Annotated in this window: 11 protein-coding genes and 1 rRNA gene; 3 read left to right on the top strand and 9 right to left on the bottom strand. The window is 37.0% G+C overall.

Annotated features, from left to right (window positions below; translation table 11 throughout):
- The 3 genes from rrf to BBH99_RS18085 form a co-directional block, all read left to right on the top strand.
- Positions 1-92 (top strand): 5S ribosomal RNA (rrf, locus tag BBH99_RS18095); the annotation flags it as partial.
- 747 nt (positions 93-839) lie between these two features.
- Complete coding sequence (locus BBH99_RS18090; protein ID WP_066699016.1) at positions 840-3,746, top strand: SusC/RagA family TonB-linked outer membrane protein; 2,907 nt, start codon at positions 840-842, stop codon at positions 3,744-3,746.
- A 16-nt stretch (positions 3,747-3,762) separates the two neighbouring features.
- Positions 3,763-5,658 carry a SusD/RagB family nutrient-binding outer membrane lipoprotein gene (locus BBH99_RS18085; RefSeq protein WP_066699013.1) on the top strand — a complete coding sequence of 632 codons (1,896 nt, stop codon included), beginning with the start codon at positions 3,763-3,765 and terminating at the stop codon, positions 5,656-5,658.
- A 104-nt stretch (positions 5,659-5,762) separates the two neighbouring features.
- Here the strand turns inward: BBH99_RS18085 and BBH99_RS18080 are convergent, their stop codons facing one another.
- The 9 genes from BBH99_RS18080 to BBH99_RS18040 all read right to left on the bottom strand — a co-directional run.
- The gene (locus BBH99_RS18080) at positions 5,763-6,260 is read right to left on the bottom strand and encodes a hypothetical protein (RefSeq protein WP_083188874.1); all 498 of its coding nucleotides are present in this window, start codon (positions 6,258-6,260) and stop codon (positions 5,763-5,765) included.
- A 90-nt stretch (positions 6,261-6,350) separates the two neighbouring features.
- Entirely contained in the window at positions 6,351-6,875 is a 525-nt protein-coding gene (locus tag BBH99_RS18075; protein WP_066699008.1) for a hypothetical protein, read from the bottom strand.
- Entirely contained in the window at positions 6,872-9,622 is a 2,751-nt protein-coding gene (locus BBH99_RS18070; RefSeq protein ID WP_066699006.1) for a COG1470 family protein, read from the bottom strand. Before BBH99_RS18070 ends, BBH99_RS18075 begins: the two co-directional genes overlap by 4 nt.
- On the bottom strand, positions 9,615-10,418 hold the full coding sequence (locus BBH99_RS18065; RefSeq protein ID WP_228390838.1) for a WxL protein host-binding domain-containing protein: 804 nt from the start codon (positions 10,416-10,418) through the stop codon (positions 9,615-9,617). Before BBH99_RS18065 ends, BBH99_RS18070 begins: the two co-directional genes overlap by 8 nt.
- Before the next feature lie 98 nt (positions 10,419-10,516).
- A complete protein-coding gene (locus BBH99_RS18060) occupies positions 10,517-11,095 on the bottom strand; it encodes a hypothetical protein (RefSeq protein WP_066699004.1) in 579 nt (192 codons plus the stop codon).
- 185 nt (positions 11,096-11,280) lie between these two features.
- On the bottom strand, positions 11,281-13,623 hold the full coding sequence (locus BBH99_RS18055) for a phosphocholine-specific phospholipase C (RefSeq protein ID WP_066699002.1): 2,343 nt from the start codon (positions 13,621-13,623) through the stop codon (positions 11,281-11,283).
- Between the two features lie 83 nt (positions 13,624-13,706).
- Positions 13,707-15,218 carry a SusD/RagB family nutrient-binding outer membrane lipoprotein gene (locus tag BBH99_RS18050; protein WP_066698999.1) on the bottom strand — a complete coding sequence of 504 codons (1,512 nt, stop codon included), beginning with the start codon at positions 15,216-15,218 and terminating at the stop codon, positions 13,707-13,709.
- A 19-nt stretch (positions 15,219-15,237) separates the two neighbouring features.
- Positions 15,238-18,396: a SusC/RagA family TonB-linked outer membrane protein gene (locus BBH99_RS18045; protein WP_066698986.1), complete on the bottom strand. Its 3,159-nt coding sequence runs from the start codon at positions 18,394-18,396 to the stop codon at positions 15,238-15,240.
- Between the two features lie 303 nt (positions 18,397-18,699).
- On the bottom strand, positions 18,700-19,761 hold a 1,062-nt coding region (locus BBH99_RS18040; RefSeq protein ID WP_066698982.1), incomplete at its 5' end, for a BamA/TamA family outer membrane protein.

Below are 19,761 nucleotides of genomic sequence, written 5' to 3'. Positions count from 1 at the left end.
GTGGGGCTCACCTGTTCCCATTCCGAACACAGAAGTTAAGCCCACCAGCGCCGATGGTACTGCTAACGCGGGAGAGTAGGCCGCCGCCAGTTTTTATTTTATTTTTAAAAGTCTCATACAGCAATGTATGAGACTTTTTTTTGCTTTATACCCAAATATACGCAAGACCCAGGGAACCATACACAAGAAGCAAATCAGTAATGAGTAATGAGTAATGAGTAATGAGTAATGAGTAATGAGTAATGTGGAGATTACTCTCAAAGAAAGGCTCATACCACCTTATTGAATACTCTCAACCTTACTCTTTACTTTGTTGTTAAATTTTTCTTGTGCTCTATCTGGGTTTACGATTCATTCTTTAATCTTATTTGCTTATATCAGGATATTTTCCTGGTATCGTTACTTCTGATAAACTGATTGCTGTTGTCATCCTGTAAGGATCTAAACATAGGATGGGAAATAATGAGTATGGAAATAATTGTGGATAGCATTATCTGGATGCCAACGGGATGAAAGTTTAGTAAAATGACTTACCACCTAAGATATCATACAAATGTATGTTTAGCATTTGTTACAAATTCTTCATGAGAAGAAGTACTATTATTCTTATCCGGAATATTTATTGAATTCTTTTATTTCTTTTCCAATTTCATTCCTTGCAAGCTTTTTTTGCATTCAAAAACTTTCTATGTCTACTAAAACTGCATCTATTTTTTCAAATATAAAAGTATAACTTCAATTGTATCAATGATATTTTAATGTTTATGCTCGATTTTTATTAGCATGGTATTAAATAGTGTTAAAATATTATATTTGATTCTTAAACATTAAATATAATTATGAATAGAATGATCATTAAAGTAGGGGTTCTTTCATCTTTATTTTTTTGCTTTACTGAACTGTCTGCACAGAAGACAGATTCTACTAAGGTTGGAAAAATTGATGAAGTGGTTGTAACAGCCTACGGGGTTAAAAAGGAAAAGAAAAGTTTGGGGTATTCTTTTCAGGATGTGAAAGGACAAGCACTCGTTGATGCTAAAGAAACGAATGTTACTAATGCCTTAGTTGGTAAAGTGGCGGGTATGCAGGTAATTAAAGGTGGTTTTGGTCCGGCATCATCATCAAGGATTAATTTAAGAGGATTTAACTCTCTTACAGGAGATAGTCAACCTTTGATTGTAGTAGATGGAGTTCCTCTGAGTAATGGTATGGGGGTTAAAGCCAAACAGAATAATGGTGAGTTTAATAATGACTTTTGGAATCCGGATCTGGATATGGGAAATGGATTGAATGATATTAATGCTGAAGACATAGAAAGTATATCTGTTCTTAAAGGAGGTGCAGCTTCTGCCTTATATGGCTCCCGAGGTGGAAACGGAGTTATTCTGATTACCACTAAGACAGGTAAGAAAAAAGGAGGTATAGGAATTACTTATACTACCAATTTAGGGTTTGAAACTGTTTTTATGAAGCCAGATATGCAAACTAGTTTTGGTCTGGGCCAAAATGGTGCTGCGAATCCTGCTAATAGTGATAATACGAGTTCATGGGGACCTGCATTAGACGGAACCACTATGAAACGATATGATAACCTGGATAATTTCTTTAAAACAGGTATCAATAGTCAGCATACTTTGAACTTTCAGGAAACTCTGGGAGAAGGAACCAGCCTATATACATCTATTAATTATTTAAATGATAATAGCCAAATTCCTAATTCCAAGTTTGAGAGGTTCAATTTTATGGCGAAAATGAATTCTGTTTTTGGAAAAGAAAAAAGATGGACATCAGAAGTAAAGGTACAATACATTAGCAGTAAGGCAAGAAATAGACCTTCTGGCGGAAGAGGTGACGGGAATTATTATTCTAATATTCTCCTGATGCCACAGGATATTGATATTCGTGATTATCGCGAAGGGCAAATGCAAAACAATATAAAATCGAACTGGATTAGCCCCAATGGAATCAACCCTTACTGGTCAGCATATAACAGTCTTAATGCCGATAAAAAAGATCGTGCCCTGCTAAATAGTTATCTTAAATACCAGTTTAATGACTGGTTGAGTGCAGATGTAAGACTTGGAACTGATTTTTATGCTTTAAATGCAGATGCGAGAGTATGGACAGGTTCTTCACGCAGAAATTCTTATGCTACCAGTGAAGAAAAGTTTTATGAGAATAACTATATCGTAAATCTTACCGCTAAAAAAGATAACTTATTTGGAAAATGGGGTGGTTCCTTTGCATTGTACGGACAACTGATGGAGACAAGAACGAAAGCTCTTTATTTCAGTACTCAAAATTTAATTGTTCCCAATGTTTTTAGCGTAACCAATACGAGTGATCTTGCAGGTATTGCTAATAATGAGGTTGATCTTTGGAAGAAGATTAATTCTGCTTTTGCAGCTTTGGAAATTAATTATGACGGGTATTGGTTTATTAACGCTACGTTCAGGAATGACTGGTCTTCAACTTTAAGTGTAGAGAATAGATACTATTCTTATCCTGCTTTAAGTACATCTTTGGTTTTAACAGACATGTTAAACAAACTAAATGGAACAACTTCTAAAGTATTAACTTTTGCAAAGCTTCGTGCTGCTTATGCAGTTACTGGTAATGGATTAAACCCTTACGAATTATACAATACTTACAAACTTGCGGCTGACCCTACAGGACATGCCGTTCTGGGGAGATTGAGAACTCTATATGACTCCAGTGTACAAGCTGAAAAATTAAAGACTTTTGAAGTAGGAGCAGATCTTAAGTTTTTTAATAGAGTTTCTCTGGATGTAAGTTACTTTGTTAACACAGCAACAAAACAATTAATTAACTTACCTATGAATCCTCTTTCAGGGTATGAGAATAGGAAAGTTAATGGCGGGAAAATTCAAAATAGTGGAATTGAAGTGGTCTTAAACACCGATATTTTTAAAAATGAAAACTTTAACTGGAATGTAAATGCTAATTTTTCAAAACTAAAAAGTGAGGTAAAAGAACTTTATGGTTCTATCTCGAAATATCCGTTGGGAGGTTATGATAATGTTACATTTTTTGCAGAAGTAGGAAAGCCTTTTGGAGCTATTTACGGAACCAAATTTTTAAGAGTGGAAGATCCTAATAATCCTAATTATGGAAAACTGATTGTAGGAGCAAATGGATTACCTCAGGCAACTCCTGATCAGTATTATTTAGGAGATCAAAACCCGCGAATGTTATTTGGGCTTACCAATAGTTTTAGTTATAAAAATATAGGGCTTTCTTTTCAGATTGATGGTCGTATTGGTGGAAAATTCTATTCAGGTACCCAATCTGCTTTACAAAAGGTAGGGCTTGCAGCTGATACAGCTCCTGGAGGGAGAAGAGACAATTTTGTGCTTGATGCGGTAGTACAACAGTCTGGTGGTGGATATGCCGCAAATACCAAGGAAATTACCCAACAAGACTATTGGGCAGCTGTAACAACAGGAAATCTTGGTATTACAGAGCAGAACATCTATGATGCTACCAATATCAGATTAAGGAATATTCAGGTATCTTATAGTTTCCCTAAAAGTTTATTTCAAAAGTTTGCCCTTCAGAGTGCTAAGGTTGCTTTCACGGCCAATAATGTATGGATGCTGTATAGTAAAGCAAAAGGTATTGATCCTGAATCTGTATTTGCGATCAACTCGAATGCTGTAGGATTTGAAAATCTTTCATTTCCAACAACCAGATCTTATTTATTCACTATTACATTAGGCTTTTAATATCAATAATAACATTATGAAAAAATATATTTTATCATTCATAGCACTTGCTACGGTTCTTACTTCATGTAGCGATTTTGAAGACATAAATAACAACCCTTATGCTGTTGATATTAACAGTGCTGAACCAGAATATTTCTTAAATAATTCTATCTTGGGTGCTCAACAAGATCCCAATATTGCTGAACGTACTTTTGTCCTGTATTGGAAAACGGCTGCAAGGCAACATCTGACAACTGGTATTGCGGGTGGTTCATATGATGACTCCTGGACGGTAGAATATTGGAAGGGAATCTCAGAATGGCTGAATAATGCCAATGCAACTATTGATATCGCCAATGAAAAGAAATCAATAGGACAGGGTAAACCTTATTATGATAACCTTATACAGGTAGCCCGAATCTGGAGAGCTTATTTAATGAGCGAATTCTCTGATAACTTCGGCCCACAGCCTATTCAGGCGTTTAACAAAGTAAATCCAAACTTTAATTCTGAAAAAGAGGTGTATTATTTTATTTTAGATGAGCTGAAAGATGCATCAGCTAAAATAGATGTGAACCAACCCGCACCTTCCAATCCCAATGCTTATGATATGGTATATGGATTTAAATGGAATCAATGGGTAAAGTACGCCAATTCCATGAGAATGAGAATTGCCATGAGAATATCAGAAGTAGATCCTGCAAAGGCTAAAACAGAGTTTGAAGCAGCAGCCAACTCTAATATGTTCATCAGTACAAGTGATGATAATTTTAAAGTTAAAGAAGATACCGGATGGAACCCTTTATCAGGTGTAATGTCCAGAGAATGGAATTCTCAGATTTTATCAGCTACCCTTAATAATATGTACATCGGCTTAGGGGGAATCAATTCTACAGATCAGTTGCCGGCTGCCCAGCATACTGCTGTAAAAGCTTCTGACTATATAGGCATAAAATATGATGAACAATTCTCCACAATGACCAATGATCCAAGCGCAGGATACTGGTTGGATGGACTTCCAAACAAAATAGATCCAAGAGCTTATAAAACATTTTATATTCCGGGAGACCTTACGAGTCCTATTTATTCCCTTTATCCTACTTATACCAGCCAGGCAACTACCAATCATGGCGATTTAACCTTTGCTGATGGTTCTAAAGTTACCATCAATACTGTAAATACATGGAACGCCACCACAATAGGAAACTGGGGGGTAAAAGGCCAAAGAAACGGATTAAGAGGAGTTATAGGATGTATGCCTGCTTTAGGGAAACAATATAGAGAGGGTAAAAACTTTAGAATTTTCTTTGCAAGTTGGGAAACTTACTTCCTGATGGCGGAAGCTGCTTTAAAAGGATGGTCTGTTCCTATGAGTGATGTGGCTGCTTATAATAAAGGTATTCAGGATAGTTTTGCGTATAACGGGGTGTCACAGTTTTATACTCAGTATATTGCTTCAACGGATTATAATCGTGACGGAACTTCTGTTGCCTATACGCATGTAACGGAGCCGGGAACCAGCCATACCATGAACTATAAAGATCCTGCTACGGGTAATATGGTTTCTGTAGAGATTAAGTATCCTGTAAATACCATCTACAAAAACGGTTCTGTGAGAAATGATAAACTTACAAAAATTATCACTCAAAAGTATATTGCCAATATGCCGTGGCTTCCATTGGAATCCTGGAGCGATCAAAGAAGACTGGGATTACCTTTCTTTGAAAATCCTGCAATAGAAACACCGTTGGTTAATTTACCTAATCTAAATTCAGGAAATTATATGACAAACTCTATTCAAAACTTCCCTCAAAGATTGAGATATCCAAGTACCTTCAGAAATACAGATCAGGATGGGTACGCGAAAGCGGTACAGCTACTGGGCGGACAAGATGCAGTACTTACTCCTCTTTGGTGGGCAAAACACTAACTTGAAATATATTTAAAAAGCAATCCTTTCCATTATTTGGGAAGGATTTTTTTTGAATATATCAATACAACTTTATTTCTTAGTCTTTTCATCGTCCGGTTGTGTTAATTTGCAACGATGGTGAAAACTATTCTTGCACTATAAGTGCTTGCAGGGACCGTTACAGAAACTCCGGCTAGCTGCAATATTAAGTTGATGTCTGCAAAAGTTACACTGTTACTGAGCCCTAACACACCACCAAAGGTAAAAGTTAAAAAAGTTGTATCAGCTGTCTGGGATATTGGAATATAAGCAGTTCCACCATTGATAGTAGCAGTACAAAGGAGGCAAACTCCATGTATTGTTGTTGTTCCGCCGGTTCTTTTCGCAGAAAGTGTAAGAGAATTATTCCAGGGGTTTGGAGTATAACGCATAGTCATTTTGGCACCGGAACCTGAAAGGACGTTGAGGAAAGAACCCGGTAATGTTCCGGATAGTATAATCTGATTAGTACCTGTACTTCCGGAATTATCATAAGTTCCTGCATAATTGCTTCCAGCTTCAGTAATGACAGGTATACTGGGATTCCAGTTTCCGGAGACATTTACAACCTGTGCTTCCATGCAACTGCTGATGAATATAAGTATAATATAAGCAAACCTTTTTATACAGACTTTTCGGAGAGATTGACAATTCATTTTCATACTTCATTTTTATTCTGTGATGGTATAAACAATAGTAAGTGTGGTATTTGTCCGGGTAGTTAAGTTGGCATAAGTATTGGGAACCAGGGAAATGGTAAGCCTGTGTCCATTATTAACTCCGTTACCCGTAAAAGCACCTCCAATTCCACTTATGATGGTAACCGGAGTATTGGTAAGGGTAACCTGTGCAGAAGGGGTTCCCAATGTTCCACCTCCTGCACCGGAAGCCGCTGCCGCCTGTAATTTGATATCTACTCCTGCAATAAGAGTTCCGCTAATGGCCGCTGTGATTTTTCTGGTAAGTCCTCCGCTGGCAATAGCAGAAGTATAGTTAATCCATTTTGATGTATTGGGTGTTGGGCTACCAATCGGGTTTCCTGCTTCAGTAGGGGCTGTGAAGTTTAAAGCAATGTTTCCGGTAGGCTCTACATCCATTAAGGTAACAACAGGCAATGTTAAAGTAACATTCGTCTGAGAATACAATGAACAGGAGAATATAAATGCGGCTGGTAATAGGATATGTTTCAGAATCATTTCTTATTTTTTATTTCATTATACCCTACTTTTAAGGACTCCTGTTGATATTTAATTTCTATCTGTTGCTTGATAATCTGGATATTTAATCTTTTTATTTCCGAAGGGTTCAATGTAAATTGAAACTGATCTGTCGAAATTTTATATCGTTTATCAAGACCATTTCTGTAAATCTTAACCGTCCAGTCTCCTGGTTTCAGGTATGTAAAATCAAAATCTTCACCTACAAAACAAATTTTACGGTAAGTCTGGCTACCTCCGACAGCTTCTACAATAATGCTTTCTCTTTTTTTCTTTTCTTTTTTAGACTGTAATGCTTCAATATCTGTCAGTCTCTTATTTTCCGTTCCCAAAAGTTGAACCTGGCCTTGTATATTGGCAGCTTTTGTTATTCCAAAATTAAATACATTTTCTTTGTTGGTAAGCTGTAGTGCTGCAGGAAAGATTACGGTTGGAATATCATTAATTTCGGTAGTTGACCGGTCTATCTCTAGAAAATAATTGCCGGGAATTACATTCTTAAATGTATAATTTCCCTCTTTGTCTGTAATGGATAAATAGCTGCCCAACATTAATCTGATACCTTCTGTTTTTTTGATCCCAATATTACTGACATTTCCGGATAAGGATACATATTCGGCGATTCTCTGTACCGGAATATTGGGGCGCCATGTATAACGCATGGAGAATATAAAATCTTTATCTCCTATCTGTCCACGTTGCAGAGAATATCTGCCCGAAAGGTCAAGCTCATTACCAGGGAATACTTGCTGATGAAACAGAAGTTCAAATAAGTTCCTGTCTTTAAAATACTCCTCAGGAATATAGTTGTTTTGATAGAACAAACTTAAACTGGTTTTGTCTGAAAATTTGCTGAAGATTCTCGCTCCATAATAAAGCTGTTTCTGATTTTGCAGCTGATATCTGGAAGTAATAGCATAGCTTCCAAAAAGATTGAAAGAAGTTTTAAATTTTTCAAAAGATATATTGGCTGCGTATAAACTTGAATTCCCATTAAATCCTGTCAGATAATTGTCTGTATTTCCAAACTGCCCTTCAATATTAACCTGAAATATTCCGATACGCTGATCTATGCTTACTCTGAAGAAGCGCTCATAGTAATCAAATTGTTTAGGCTCCAAACGATCCTGGTACTTCTGAAAGCCATGATTAATGATAATAGAGCCATTAGACAAATATTTATATTGTATTCCATACTGCAGGTATTTTCTGTAAGGAGCTGCCAGAAATAAGGTGTCTCTCTGGAAATTTTTAGCATCCTGCATATAATTGCCGATAATATTGATTTTCTTAGTCAGCCTGTATTGGAGATATCCGCTGAAAGTATTGGTATTGGTAAAATATCCTGCAAACTGGGGACTTGCTTTCATGTAGTTTAAATTTCCGTTGAATTTGTCGAAATTTACCTCTGCCTGTGCCATATAAGCGGTTCCCTCTGCTCTTTTTGTTGTACTGTAGGCAAATTCTCCGGAAAGATTAATATGTTTTGAAACCTTGAACTGCCCTTTCATATAAGGAAGATGAGCTTCAGAGTTTATGCCTGTATTTCGGGTATTAGATTCTTCTTTCATAGGCATTTTATAAAGGTACCCAACCGAAATTTCAGACTCTTTACGAATTTTAAATGCAGAATATATATTAAATTCATCCTTAATATCTCTGAAAAATCTTGGACGGTTATAAAAACCACCTACACTCAGCCTGTTGAAATGATACCGGATTTCTGCACCACGGCCATATCTGGCAAATTCAGTTAAGTATGATGAAGAGTAGGTTTTATCTCCTAGGTGCACCAATAATTTATCTCTTTTATAGTTTATAAAATATTCTTCATACTGTGTAAAAGTATTGAGTTCAATAGGATTGTGTGTGGCTGCATGAAATTCAATCTGATTTTTATTGTCTTTATCCAATGCTCCCTTACCATAGATTTCTCCCTGAAAACCGTCATTATATATTCCCATATTCTTCATGCCGATAAAGGATAATGATGCTGTAAGCGGAAACCTGTGATAGATATCTTTGTTCGAAGGCTGTACGGATATGACCTGGGTACTGATGTAAACCGTCTGATCTTCTTTTGGGCTATCTTTTAAATGTACCGAAAGATTTAGATTTTGAAATTCATTCTGACCTAATTCCTTATTGGTAGGTTTATGGATGGTAATAATTTTCGATTCATTGGGGCCTAGTATGATAGATGGCTCGTTATCAACAACTGCATTTTTACTTTCCAACATAAGGTTTTCTGTTACATTTCCATTGTTTTTTAAAAGAAAAGTAGCACGGATGGTTTCTCCGGCTCGTATAAATTCAGGAGCATCCAATGTAGTAAGAGAAAGTTTACGCTTTGCAGAAACTGTAATTTGTGAAACTTTTGTTGAAGACAGCCCATTAGAACGATCTAGAATATGTAAAGTTACAGTATAATCCCCCTGTGTAGTTTCTGCTGAAATGCGTAAAGGAACAAGATATACTGAAGTTTCCTGAGGAGAGAGCTGAAATTCTCCTTTTTCTAAAATAGGAGTAATAAGTGGACTTGAAGTGGTTACTGAGATATCATAGATCATATTCTCAGTTGAATTATTTTGCAGGCTGAAAGGGATAGAAGTAGACATTCCCGGTGTCAAGCTATCTTTTTTACTCACCAATTGGGTTGGTTGCTGTTGAGAAAAAGCCAATAACGGGAATAATATAATGATAAATAAGATCCAGGTTTTAATCATTTTTTACTTCTAGTTCCACATTGAGCGCAAAAGCGTTCTCATCTTCATCCGTTGCTATAACAGTAGCTTTGTACTGAGCAGGAGGTACTTTACTGATATCAATGTAGAACGTTTTAGAAGTAGAAGGCAGCAATCCCATTTTTAAGCTTGAAAAGGTTCCTACTTTTTCACCTGTTTTCCTGTTATAAATTTCAATAGAAGCCGTTGACTTACAATAAAGATTTCCATTATTGGCAATCGCTACTTTTACCGTTTGTTTTCCTTCTTCTTTTTCTACTTTGATATTTTCAAATCTAAGGTCCGGTTTGGCCTTTTCGGTAGCATAATCTGTAATAACCTGAATGGCATATCTCACCACAGAGGTAATACTCACGCCGGGTTGTTTGTCACTGGGTTTTATATCTTCTACAGGTTCTACAATGATGACACTCCAATAACTTCCAGGATCTATGGCATGATCAGGAACGGTAATTTCATAAAGAACTTCTGTCTTTTCTTTGCCTTTCAGGGTAACCAGATTAGTATTGAATTTTATCCAGTCGCCGTTAGTTCTCTTATGAGTATGCAATGCCGTGTAATTAATAGTACCGTCTGCATGATAAGTGAAGTCCTGTAAAAATAATTTTACACTTTGAGGATTGTTGCTTGTATTTTCAAGGGCTATTTTTCCTTTATAAACTTTACCGTTTTCTATTTTGTAAGAATGCGTAAGTCCATTAAGAACCACAATGCCGGCATGTAAAAAACCGAACTGCAATATCAAAGTGATTAAAAAAAGAATACGCTTGATCATCATATAAAGTTGAGAGGTTTGTTATGAATAATATAAAAACAGGAAGAAACTGAGATACAATTTCTTCTTGTTTTTAATACAGGATTAATTTATCTAAATTCTTAGTTGTCCGATATGGTATAGGTAACAGTAGCTACAGTAGTGGCAGTTGCCTGTAAATCTGCATAAGCTGCTACACCACCAGGGCCACTTCCTGCAGCAAGCGCATACGTAAGGTTATGTCCATTATTAGTACCATTCCCTGTATAAGCACTTCCAATACCCGAAATAATGGTTTGGTCGGCAGCACTTAGTGTTAAAAGCCCGGCTGATGTTCCTAAAGTACCAGCTCCAGAACCTGTTGCAGCAGCGGCAGTTACGTGAATATCTACCCCAGGAATAATAGCATTGACCTTTACACTTACATTACGAGTAGGATCTGCTACTGATTTGATGGAAGAATAATTTAGCCATAATGTAGTATTGGCTGCACTAGGTAGAATAGGATTTCCAGCTTCTGTAGGGGCTGAAAATCCCAGTGTAATATTTTTCGTAGCAGCTGGCTCAATGTCTACCAGGGCAACTTCAGGGATCGAAATAGTGATCGTATGGTTGTCTGTATTGGTATCCTGTGCCTTTAAATTTCCAGATATGGCGGCTGCAAATAAAGACATTACAACAGATAATTTTAATTTATTCATGATCTTAATATTAGTTGAGTGAAAATAATAAAAATCAATAAACTATGAAATAAATATATTATAATTTTTATATAATTGATTATTATTCTGTTATAATGAAATATAATTGAAAAATATTTCACTTTTTGCGTATAAAAAATCCTGTGCGTTTGCCCAGGATCTATAATATTTTGCTTAAAGAAATTTTATGCCCAATGTGGATCTGAAACAGAAACTTTACCCGTTTCTATTCTACCTGCAAAGTGCCAGCTATGCTCTTCTGATGTTACCTTTAGATCATACCAGCCTTTGTAAGGGGCAAGGTCAATAACAATTTTTTCTTCAGATTTCTGGATGCTTATTGTTTTTTTAGTTTTTTCATACAGGTTTTCCAGAGTAATATTTCCCTTTTTACCATTTTTAAAGACCAGTTCAACCTGATTTTTTGAAGTATTATTAATCAGGATAACATCTGCTGCCGGAGCATTATTCCCTTTAAATTTTCTGTAAAAACCATTCGGACCGAAAACTTCATAATCATAGTTTCCTGAAGATACAGCCGGGTGGGAAAGTTCCTTTCCGGAGTATAAAGCATAAGAAAAATAATAGTTATTGCCATTCAGCTGGGTTCTGTCGTAAAGATGAAGCGGAACACCATTTTCTTTTAAATTGATCATTTTAATTTTACCCCCTTCCAGATTGACATGAAAATTGTAAGGAAGAGGATTGGATGGTTTCAAGCCTTTCTCCTGGATATCAAGCAAATTATTATTCAATTCACTTTCAGTATACCATTTCAATTGGGGAACAGGCTTGTTTTTGGCTGCATTAATGGTCTTGGTATAATCTTTCTGATCCAGATAATCCATTTGAGGAGCTTTGCTATTCGGAGAATTAAAAGCTGAAGTTAAATCTCCACAAATAGATCTTCTCCATTCGCTGATATTGTCTACATGAACATTTTTATTGAATTTTTTCATGATGAACTTCTCCAGGAACTGCAATACGGAAGTATGATCTGAAACTTCAGAATTTACAAAACCTCCTTTTGTCCATGGTGAAGCAATAATCATAGGAACCCGATAGCCTAATCCTACTGTTCCTTCTGCTTTTTCATAGTCTTTTAAAGTAGGATCGGACATATATTCCTGGTCTTTGCTCACATATTCCACACCACTTTTCCCGTTGATATCAACCGGCTGGCTTGGATTTAATGGTGGGGCAAAAGGAATTACGTGATCGAAATAGCCGTCATTTTCATCATAATTGATAATGAATATCGTTTTTTTCCACATTTCTGGATCCTTGGTCAGGATATTGAGAACTTCAGAAATATACCATGCTCCATACCAGGGTGATCCGGGATGATCCGAGAAGTGCTCAGGAGCTACAAGCCAGGATACCAGCGGAAGTTTTTTCTCTTCCACATCCTTTCGGAACTGGAATAATACATCACCTTTCGGAACCACCAGTCTTTCTCCATATTCATCTTTTCCAATTTCCAGATTGTGATAATCAGGATCATTTGAATTGGTTGTAAAGGCTTTTTCGTGAAGATTTTTCTCATGTTGCGAAAGCTTTGCATAATTATCCGGATGATATTTCACCTCATCTTCCTGAAGTTCGGCAATAATAGCCTCAAGTCTTTTTTTCTGATCAGGCTTTTTCAGAATTTCCTGTTTCAGTGACGCTATCATTTTAGGAATGTGTTCATGATATCCTTTTGAAAACTTTACATTAAATTTTGAAAACCATTCAATCGGATTATCTGTAAAATTACTTAACCATGCTTCCTGCTCTCCTGATAGTCCTTTGGGAAGACTGATTTCATTCTGATAAATACGCCATGAAACATTCTGCTCTTCTAAAATCTCAGGGAAGCTTTTCCATTTAGCCTGTCTGGCTTTATCATAATCAATATCATCATTTATTACATTCGCTTTTGACTTACCGTTTTGCTGTTCCCTTAAGGTTCCTGACCAATGGAAAAGTCTGTTCGGGGTAGTTCCAGTCATTGAAGAACAAAAATATTGATCGAATATAGTAAAAGCATCTGCAAGCTGATAGTAAAACGGAAGGTCTTCCCGATTATAGTATCCTAAGGTAAGCGGAATATCTTTATAGCTTTCATTACCTGAAGCCTTTGCCTGAAGCCATTGGTCATATTTTCCTTTATTGAAAGCCTGCTGTTGGTTTTCCCAGGAATGTGGGAGAGAGCTCATCCAGGTTGATTTGGTATTTCTCAGATCCAGGCGGGCCGGAGCCGCGTATTTCCCGGTCTTATCTTTTTGAAAAAAGGCGGAATGACCATCCTGTTTGATAAAAGTCCTTTTATCCAGAAACCCACGAACACCTTTAAGTGCTCCAAAAGCATGGTCGAAAGAACGGTTTTCCTGCATCAGAATAACAACATGCTCTGCATCATAAAAAGTGGATTGTGCAGCCGGGTCTATAGCCAAAGCCTTTAAGATAGCCGGGTGTAAGACACTTGAAGTTCCTAATCCGGCCAATAAAATACTTGATTTTTCTAAAAATTCTCTTCTGTTCATGATCAATCGTAATAAGAAAGAAACCGCAAGTTAATAGGATTTTCTTGCGATTTCTTTGTTAGGTATAAAAATAAGCCAGATTTCTATTGCAACCACCAAGGTTTGGAGTTAATATTATCATCTCCTCCATACTGGGCTGTAAGGGCGGCTTTTAAATTGGTACTGTTGTAATTGTATTCAGACTGAGGATATCTGAACCTGAATGGCGCTGGAACACCCGGTTTTAAAGGATAATTTGGATATCCTGTTCTTAAATAATCATAGTAGGAAGTCCATTGTGACTGATGGAACATGGTCATATATTTTTGCGTGATGATTTTTTCCACCTGCTGCTGTAACGAAGCCGAATTATCATACGCTACCAAAGGAGTTGCCAGATACTGATTCACATCAAACCCTGCAAAATACTGTCCCGGATTCTTTACGTAGGTCTGATAAAAGCTGAAACTGGCTTTAATCGCATTGTCGTAATGGGTTTTTGCAGATCCCGATATCCATCCTCTGGCAGTAGCTTCAGCCAGAATAAATTCCAGTTCAGAATAGCTCAATACCGAAGAAGGCTCATTAGTAGGGTCCTTATAAAAACGATCGTTGACTTTAGAAATATTTTTTGCTGTGATCAATTTTGCATTTTCAGAGTAAGGAGAAATAGGATCTCCGCCATTATACCCCGTAAAGTCTGTAATTGCCTTTCCAGCTTCTTTGGCTCCCGTAGTCTGGGAAGCAAAAGTAAATAGCCGTGGATCTTTTCTGTCTTTAAACAAATTAATAAAATAATCTGCCATATACAAGCTTGATCCGTACCCACTATTGTTAAACATGGTATATCGGCTGTCTGCTGCATCTGCAAACTTAAGTTCACCATTATCTGATATTGAGGTCATCAAAGGCTGGCTTCCTGCGATAGAGGCAAATTCTGTTGCAATATTATAGCTTCCAACGGTCGTTTTTTTAGATAAAGTGATAAGTATTTTAAGACGGAAAGAGTTGATTAGTTTTTTCCATTTTGAGGCATCGCCGTTGAAAACAATATCTCCTTCAATTTTATCATTGGGATTAATAAGATCATTTGCTTCTTTTAATTCCGATAAAATTCCGGCCATTACTACATCCTGGCTATCATATTTAGACTGTGTAATACCTGATTCTCCTTTTACAGCTTCTGTGTAAGGGATACTTCCCACCTTTAAGCTGGTAGTAAAGAAATGATAAGCCCTTAGGAATTTACCGATAGCCACATAGTTCTTATTCTTGATCTTTTCTGCCTCCTGCATCATTTTTACCGTGTTCAGAAGTGCTTTGGAGTATACCTCAAAAGAAGCTTCGTTCCATTTCATGTACTGGTATTTATTTTCACCATCGGTACCAATCATCATTCTGGAAGCGTACATATTGTCTCCATCCACCTGGAAGGTAGCCTTGGAAACATAAGTTAAAAGATATTTGGGATCAATGCTGGCCTGGTCATTGGGATTCTCATTGATTTTATCAAGATTGGATTCACAGGAAGCCAAGGTTAAGAGTCCCGCTGCAACGACTGATTTTATGAGCCATTTAGCAGTTTGTATCTTGGAACTATTACTATTATTTTTCATTGTATAGCGTACTTTTTAATTAAAACTTAAGGTTAAATCCGATTCCGAACCATCTGCTTGAAGGATCCTGGATATCATTTGTAATATCATCCGTTCTGCCTGTTTTGATCTGGAAATCAGGATCCGAATAAAGATTTTTAGACTTTTTCCACATTGCCAGGTTGTAAGCTGAAATGTTGGCAGTGAACCCTTTGATCATACCTTTTGGATTCAGTAATGAAGAGAAGTCATATTCCAGGACTACAGATCTTAATTTGATGAAAGTTCTGTCGAAAACATTTGCAAACTCTTCACTTTCATCCTGGGTTACTCTTGCCTGATATGGATAATTCTGAGCCCAATCCTGGAAGTTGATAGGTTTTGTATGCTGAGTATAAAGACCTGTTGCGGGATCGTAGTTTACTCCCTTCGGCACAAAATAATAGGTTCCCGGGTTGGCATATTCAAGATCCCTGTAAGCTACAGAATTCGGGTGCTTTCCGCCCCACCACATTTTCTCGACCACTTGAGATCTCATGATTCCTCCGATGCTTCCGTCAATTCCGATGTTTAAGGATAGCTTTTTGTATTTAAAGGTATTGTTGAAACCAAAAGTCCAGTCCGGATTAAAATGCCCCAGATTACTTGGAGTATTGGCTCTTGTCGGCATACCTGATTTGGCATCCAGGATTACCTGTCCGTCCGGGGATTTTTGCCAGGTATAATCATAATAGCTGTCCATTCTTTCACCTAATTTGATATTTTTGTAATTAGGCATATTATTGTAGATAGAAGTCAGCTTTTGTTCATAAGTACTCCAGTTGATTAAGGTTTTCCACGTAAAATCAGCTGTCTTTATCGGAACAAGTCCAAGTGAAATTTCAAATCCTTTTGTAGTATATTCATTACCATTCACGTATTGTGAGATGAAACCGGATGATTCAGCACTTGGGAATTCCAGAATATTATTATAATCAAGCGTTCTGAAATAAGTGGCATCTAAAGTAATTCTGTTGTTAAAAAGTCCGGCGCTTAATCCCAGTTCATAAGATTTGGTTTGTTCAGGCTTTAAAGTATTTTCTACATTTAAAGTTGTAGGGTATAAATAAGTTGGATTACCGTTAAAGCTAATTCCTTTGTTATTTGAATAGTAGTTTCTGATGGAATAAGGCTGGAAATCGTAAGCCACTTTTGCCCATGATGCAGAAAGCTTAAGCATATTGATGGACTCCGGCATTTTCACCAGGTTGGAAATCACAGCACTGATGGATGCTGAAGGGTAGAAGTAAGACCTGTTGGCTTTGGGTAAAGTAGAAGACCAGTCATTACGCCCGGAAATATTGATAAAGAAAGCATTGTATAGTCCGATATCAATAGTAGAATACGCACTGTAGATCAGCTTTTCTTTCAGATAAGAGTAGTTTTTGATCGCTCCGATGGAGTTTTCAAAAGTGTAGATTTCAGGTATTTTTAAGCCATCCGTAGATCTTTCATTCCTGTTATTCTTATAATAAAAGGCAGAACCTCCGGCATTGATGGTGAAATCAAAATTTTCAGATATTTTTTTCCTGTAGGTTGCCAGTACATCATAGTTGAGGTTCCAGGTTTTCATATCATTCAGGATATACCCGCCACTTCTCGGAGCACTGTAATTGAAATAAGAATAGGGACTGAAGATTTCCGATTTGCTGTGATTTTCAACAAGGGAGATCTTTCCTTTTACTGAAAAATCTTTTGTCGCCTTATATTCTAATCCGGTTTGTGCATTAATGATGTTGGTTCTGTTTTGGTTTTTATAATATTCAGCACCGAACCATGGATTGTTGTACCATGCATAATTCCAGTTAGCCTGTGCCACACCTTCTTTTCCGGGGATCCACATATGGTTTCTTAAAGCGTTTCCATCTACATCGGCACCCATCCAGATCAGAATGGTATACATATGGCCGCTTGGGTTGTAATCGTAGTTAGGAACGTTAGGAGTAAAAGTCTGGTTAAAATTAAATTTTGTATCAAAAATGAATTTGTCTCCCAGGTGATTTTCAGAAGAAAAATTGATTCCATATCTCTGAAGATAAGAGTTGGGAACCCTGTCATCATAATTCATGAAGTTTCCTGAAAACCTATAGATATCTTTATTATTCCGATAGCTGATCGCAAAATTATTATTATTGATAATAGCAGGTTTTAAGAAAGTGTCTAGATTGTCATGGTATTTCCAGTCAATAGGAACTCTTTCATACCGTGCTTTGTCATTATACATAGTTCCTGTTACAGCGCCATACCAAGGGATTACCTGTCCGGTTACTTTATCTCTGATCGGGCTGTTCCATTGGGCAATTTTCAATCCCGGAACAAACTTTGGCCCCCAGATCATATCCCCGTCATTCACCCCGCCATCAGCTCCATCCCAGAATTCATATTTACCCTGAGAACCATTTCCATATTCAGTCTGGGTTTTAGGAAGATTGGTAAATCCGCCTGTAATCATAGTGTTTTGAGAGAATTCTACAGAGAAACCTTTCTTTTTAGCACTTTTTGTAGTAATCAGAATAGCACCGTATCGTCCTCTTGAACCGTAAAGAGCAGAAGCTGTTGCTCCTTTCAGTACATTGATATTTTCTATATTGTTGGGATCTAAATTCTGGAAAACTTCTTTTTCTACAATCACTCCATCAATTACAAATACCAGATTGGAATTGCCTCTTAAGGTGAACTGAGGTGCTTGCTGCATTCCCGTTGGATTAGAAACATTCAAACCGGCTACCTGCCCTGAAAATAAATTCCCGATACTTGGTGTGGTAATGGTTTCAAACTGTTTGGTTCCTACTTCCTGGGTAGAATATCCGATCTTTTCCTTTTTCTTGGCAATACCCAAAGCGGTAATAACAACACCTTCAATCTGCTTCTCATTGTTCTTTTTCAATACAATGGAATACTGTTTTTTTGAAGACACTTCCACAGTATATACAGAAAAATCGGGGGAAAAGAATTCGAGGATGTCTTTGGGGCTGGCTGAAATGGTAAAATTCCCATTTTCATCTGTTGTAGCGGTTTTTCCTGTGTTTTTATCGGTAATGTTTACTCCTGAAACACTGGTGCCATTTTCAGATTTTACATTTCCGGAAACGGCAATCTCCTGAGCTGTAATATATAAGGGAAGTAAAAAAACTGCAAAAGTAGCTAAAGTTTTCTTCATTTTTTTTGAATGCAAATTTAGCTGCCCATTATTACGTGAATTTTAAGGCTATATTAAAATAAAAATATGATTTATCTATTTTTTAATAGAAATAGTTAACGAAATGGTAAAATGAAAAGAACGTTCTATATAAGAGTTTTGGTTTTATTATATAGGGTTGGAAGCTGGAAGTTTGAGGCTGGGAATTATCGAAGTCTTAAAAGTAATGGAAATACGTTGTATTAACTTTTAATCACAAGGCTGCTATTTAAAATAGTAACCGTGCAGTAACTTCAAGCTTCCTGCATCCAGCTTCCTTACTCCTTAAAACCTGCTCAGGATTCCCCAATGGATCTTAATATCATTGAATTTAAAAGGATTTCCAAACTCATTACCATTTGATAACTGAAAGCTCATAAGCCCGATCGGAATGAAGAAGTTGAAACCAAGCCCAACACTGTAGAGCTTAGGCTTTACATTAAGGGATTTGTTATTGAGTTGTCCGTATTGTCCAAAGAGATCAAAGAATGCCTGGCTGCCAATGAGGTACCGGTATTCCAGACTTCCGTAATAATAAAAGTCGGCGGCAAGGGAGTTCTCATTAAATCCACGCATAGAATTCCACCCTCCGAAACGGTAAAGTTCATTGGCAGAGAATTCGATTTTAGAATCCATCATAGCTCCTTCTCCTTTGATATTGAGGAAATGGTTGCCCGAAATATGGTAATTATGCTCTCCTGAGAAATAGAACTGGTTTTGGGCAGCTTTTATATTTCCTTTGGTGTAAGTTGTTGTTAAATAATCATATCCGGCATTGATTCTTGTCTTGTAAAGAAAAAGATCAATATCGGTAGGCTCGGTCATTTCAAACCAGATCCCGATCCCTTTTTTGTTATAGTCTTTCCCGATAGCATACAGGGAATCTATCACAGTTGAGTTTTCCAGAGTGGCACGAAGACCGATTTTGTTACGGTTATTAATATGATAGTAAAATGCCGGAAGGAATTTTACATTGGCAAATGTAGAATCCTGTCTGTAGATATTCACCTTTGTATTCATCCCAACATTAGACTTAAATAGGTAAGGAATGTCCACCTGAAGATCAAAGGTTTGACCTCTGTCCGGGTTTCTCTGCCAGTAGAGGTTGATCGTCTCGAAGCCATTGAACATATTCCTGAAATTCACATTCATAGTACCGTTTAATGTGAATTTGTCAGTCTTGTCATTTCCAAAACCAATGACGCCATCAAAAGTATTGGTCTTTTTCTTCTGTAAAAAAAGGTAAATATTGGTGGAATCTTTTGTGAATAAGGTCTGAGGCTGCCTGTCCAGCATAACGAATGGGTGACTTTGGAAGCTTTTGTTGATCGCCAAAAGGTTCTTATC

Origin of the sequence: Chryseobacterium contaminans, from assembly GCF_001684955.1 — a bacterium.
Classification (GTDB): domain Bacteria; phylum Bacteroidota; class Bacteroidia; order Flavobacteriales; family Weeksellaceae; genus Chryseobacterium; species Chryseobacterium contaminans.
Note: the sequence above shows the minus strand (reverse complement) of the source record. Positions and strands in the feature narration are given on the sequence as shown.

Coding starts and splice junctions, on each gene's coding strand:
- BBH99_RS18090 (WP_066699016.1), top strand. CDS start 840: ATGAATAGAATGATCATTAAAGTAGGGGTTCTTTCATCTTTATTTTTT.
- BBH99_RS18085 (WP_066699013.1), top strand. CDS start 3,763: ATGAAAAAATATATTTTATCATTCATAGCACTTGCTACGGTTCTTACT.
- BBH99_RS18080 (WP_083188874.1), bottom strand. CDS start 6,260: ATGGAAGCACAGGTTGTAAATGTCTCCGGAAACTGGAATCCCAGTATA.
- BBH99_RS18075 (WP_066699008.1), bottom strand. CDS start 6,875: ATGATTCTGAAACATATCCTATTACCAGCCGCATTTATATTCTCCTGT.
- BBH99_RS18070 (WP_066699006.1), bottom strand. CDS start 9,622: ATGATTAAAACCTGGATCTTATTTATCATTATATTATTCCCGTTATTG.
- BBH99_RS18065 (WP_228390838.1), bottom strand. CDS start 10,418: ATGATGATCAAGCGTATTCTTTTTTTAATCACTTTGATATTGCAGTTC.
- BBH99_RS18060 (WP_066699004.1), bottom strand. CDS start 11,095: ATGAATAAATTAAAATTATCTGTTGTAATGTCTTTATTTGCAGCCGCC.
- BBH99_RS18055 (WP_066699002.1), bottom strand. CDS start 13,623: ATGAACAGAAGAGAATTTTTAGAAAAATCAAGTATTTTATTGGCCGGA.
- BBH99_RS18050 (WP_066698999.1), bottom strand. CDS start 15,218: ATGAAAAATAATAGTAATAGTTCCAAGATACAAACTGCTAAATGGCTC.
- BBH99_RS18045 (WP_066698986.1), bottom strand. CDS start 18,396: ATGAAGAAAACTTTAGCTACTTTTGCAGTTTTTTTACTTCCCTTATAT.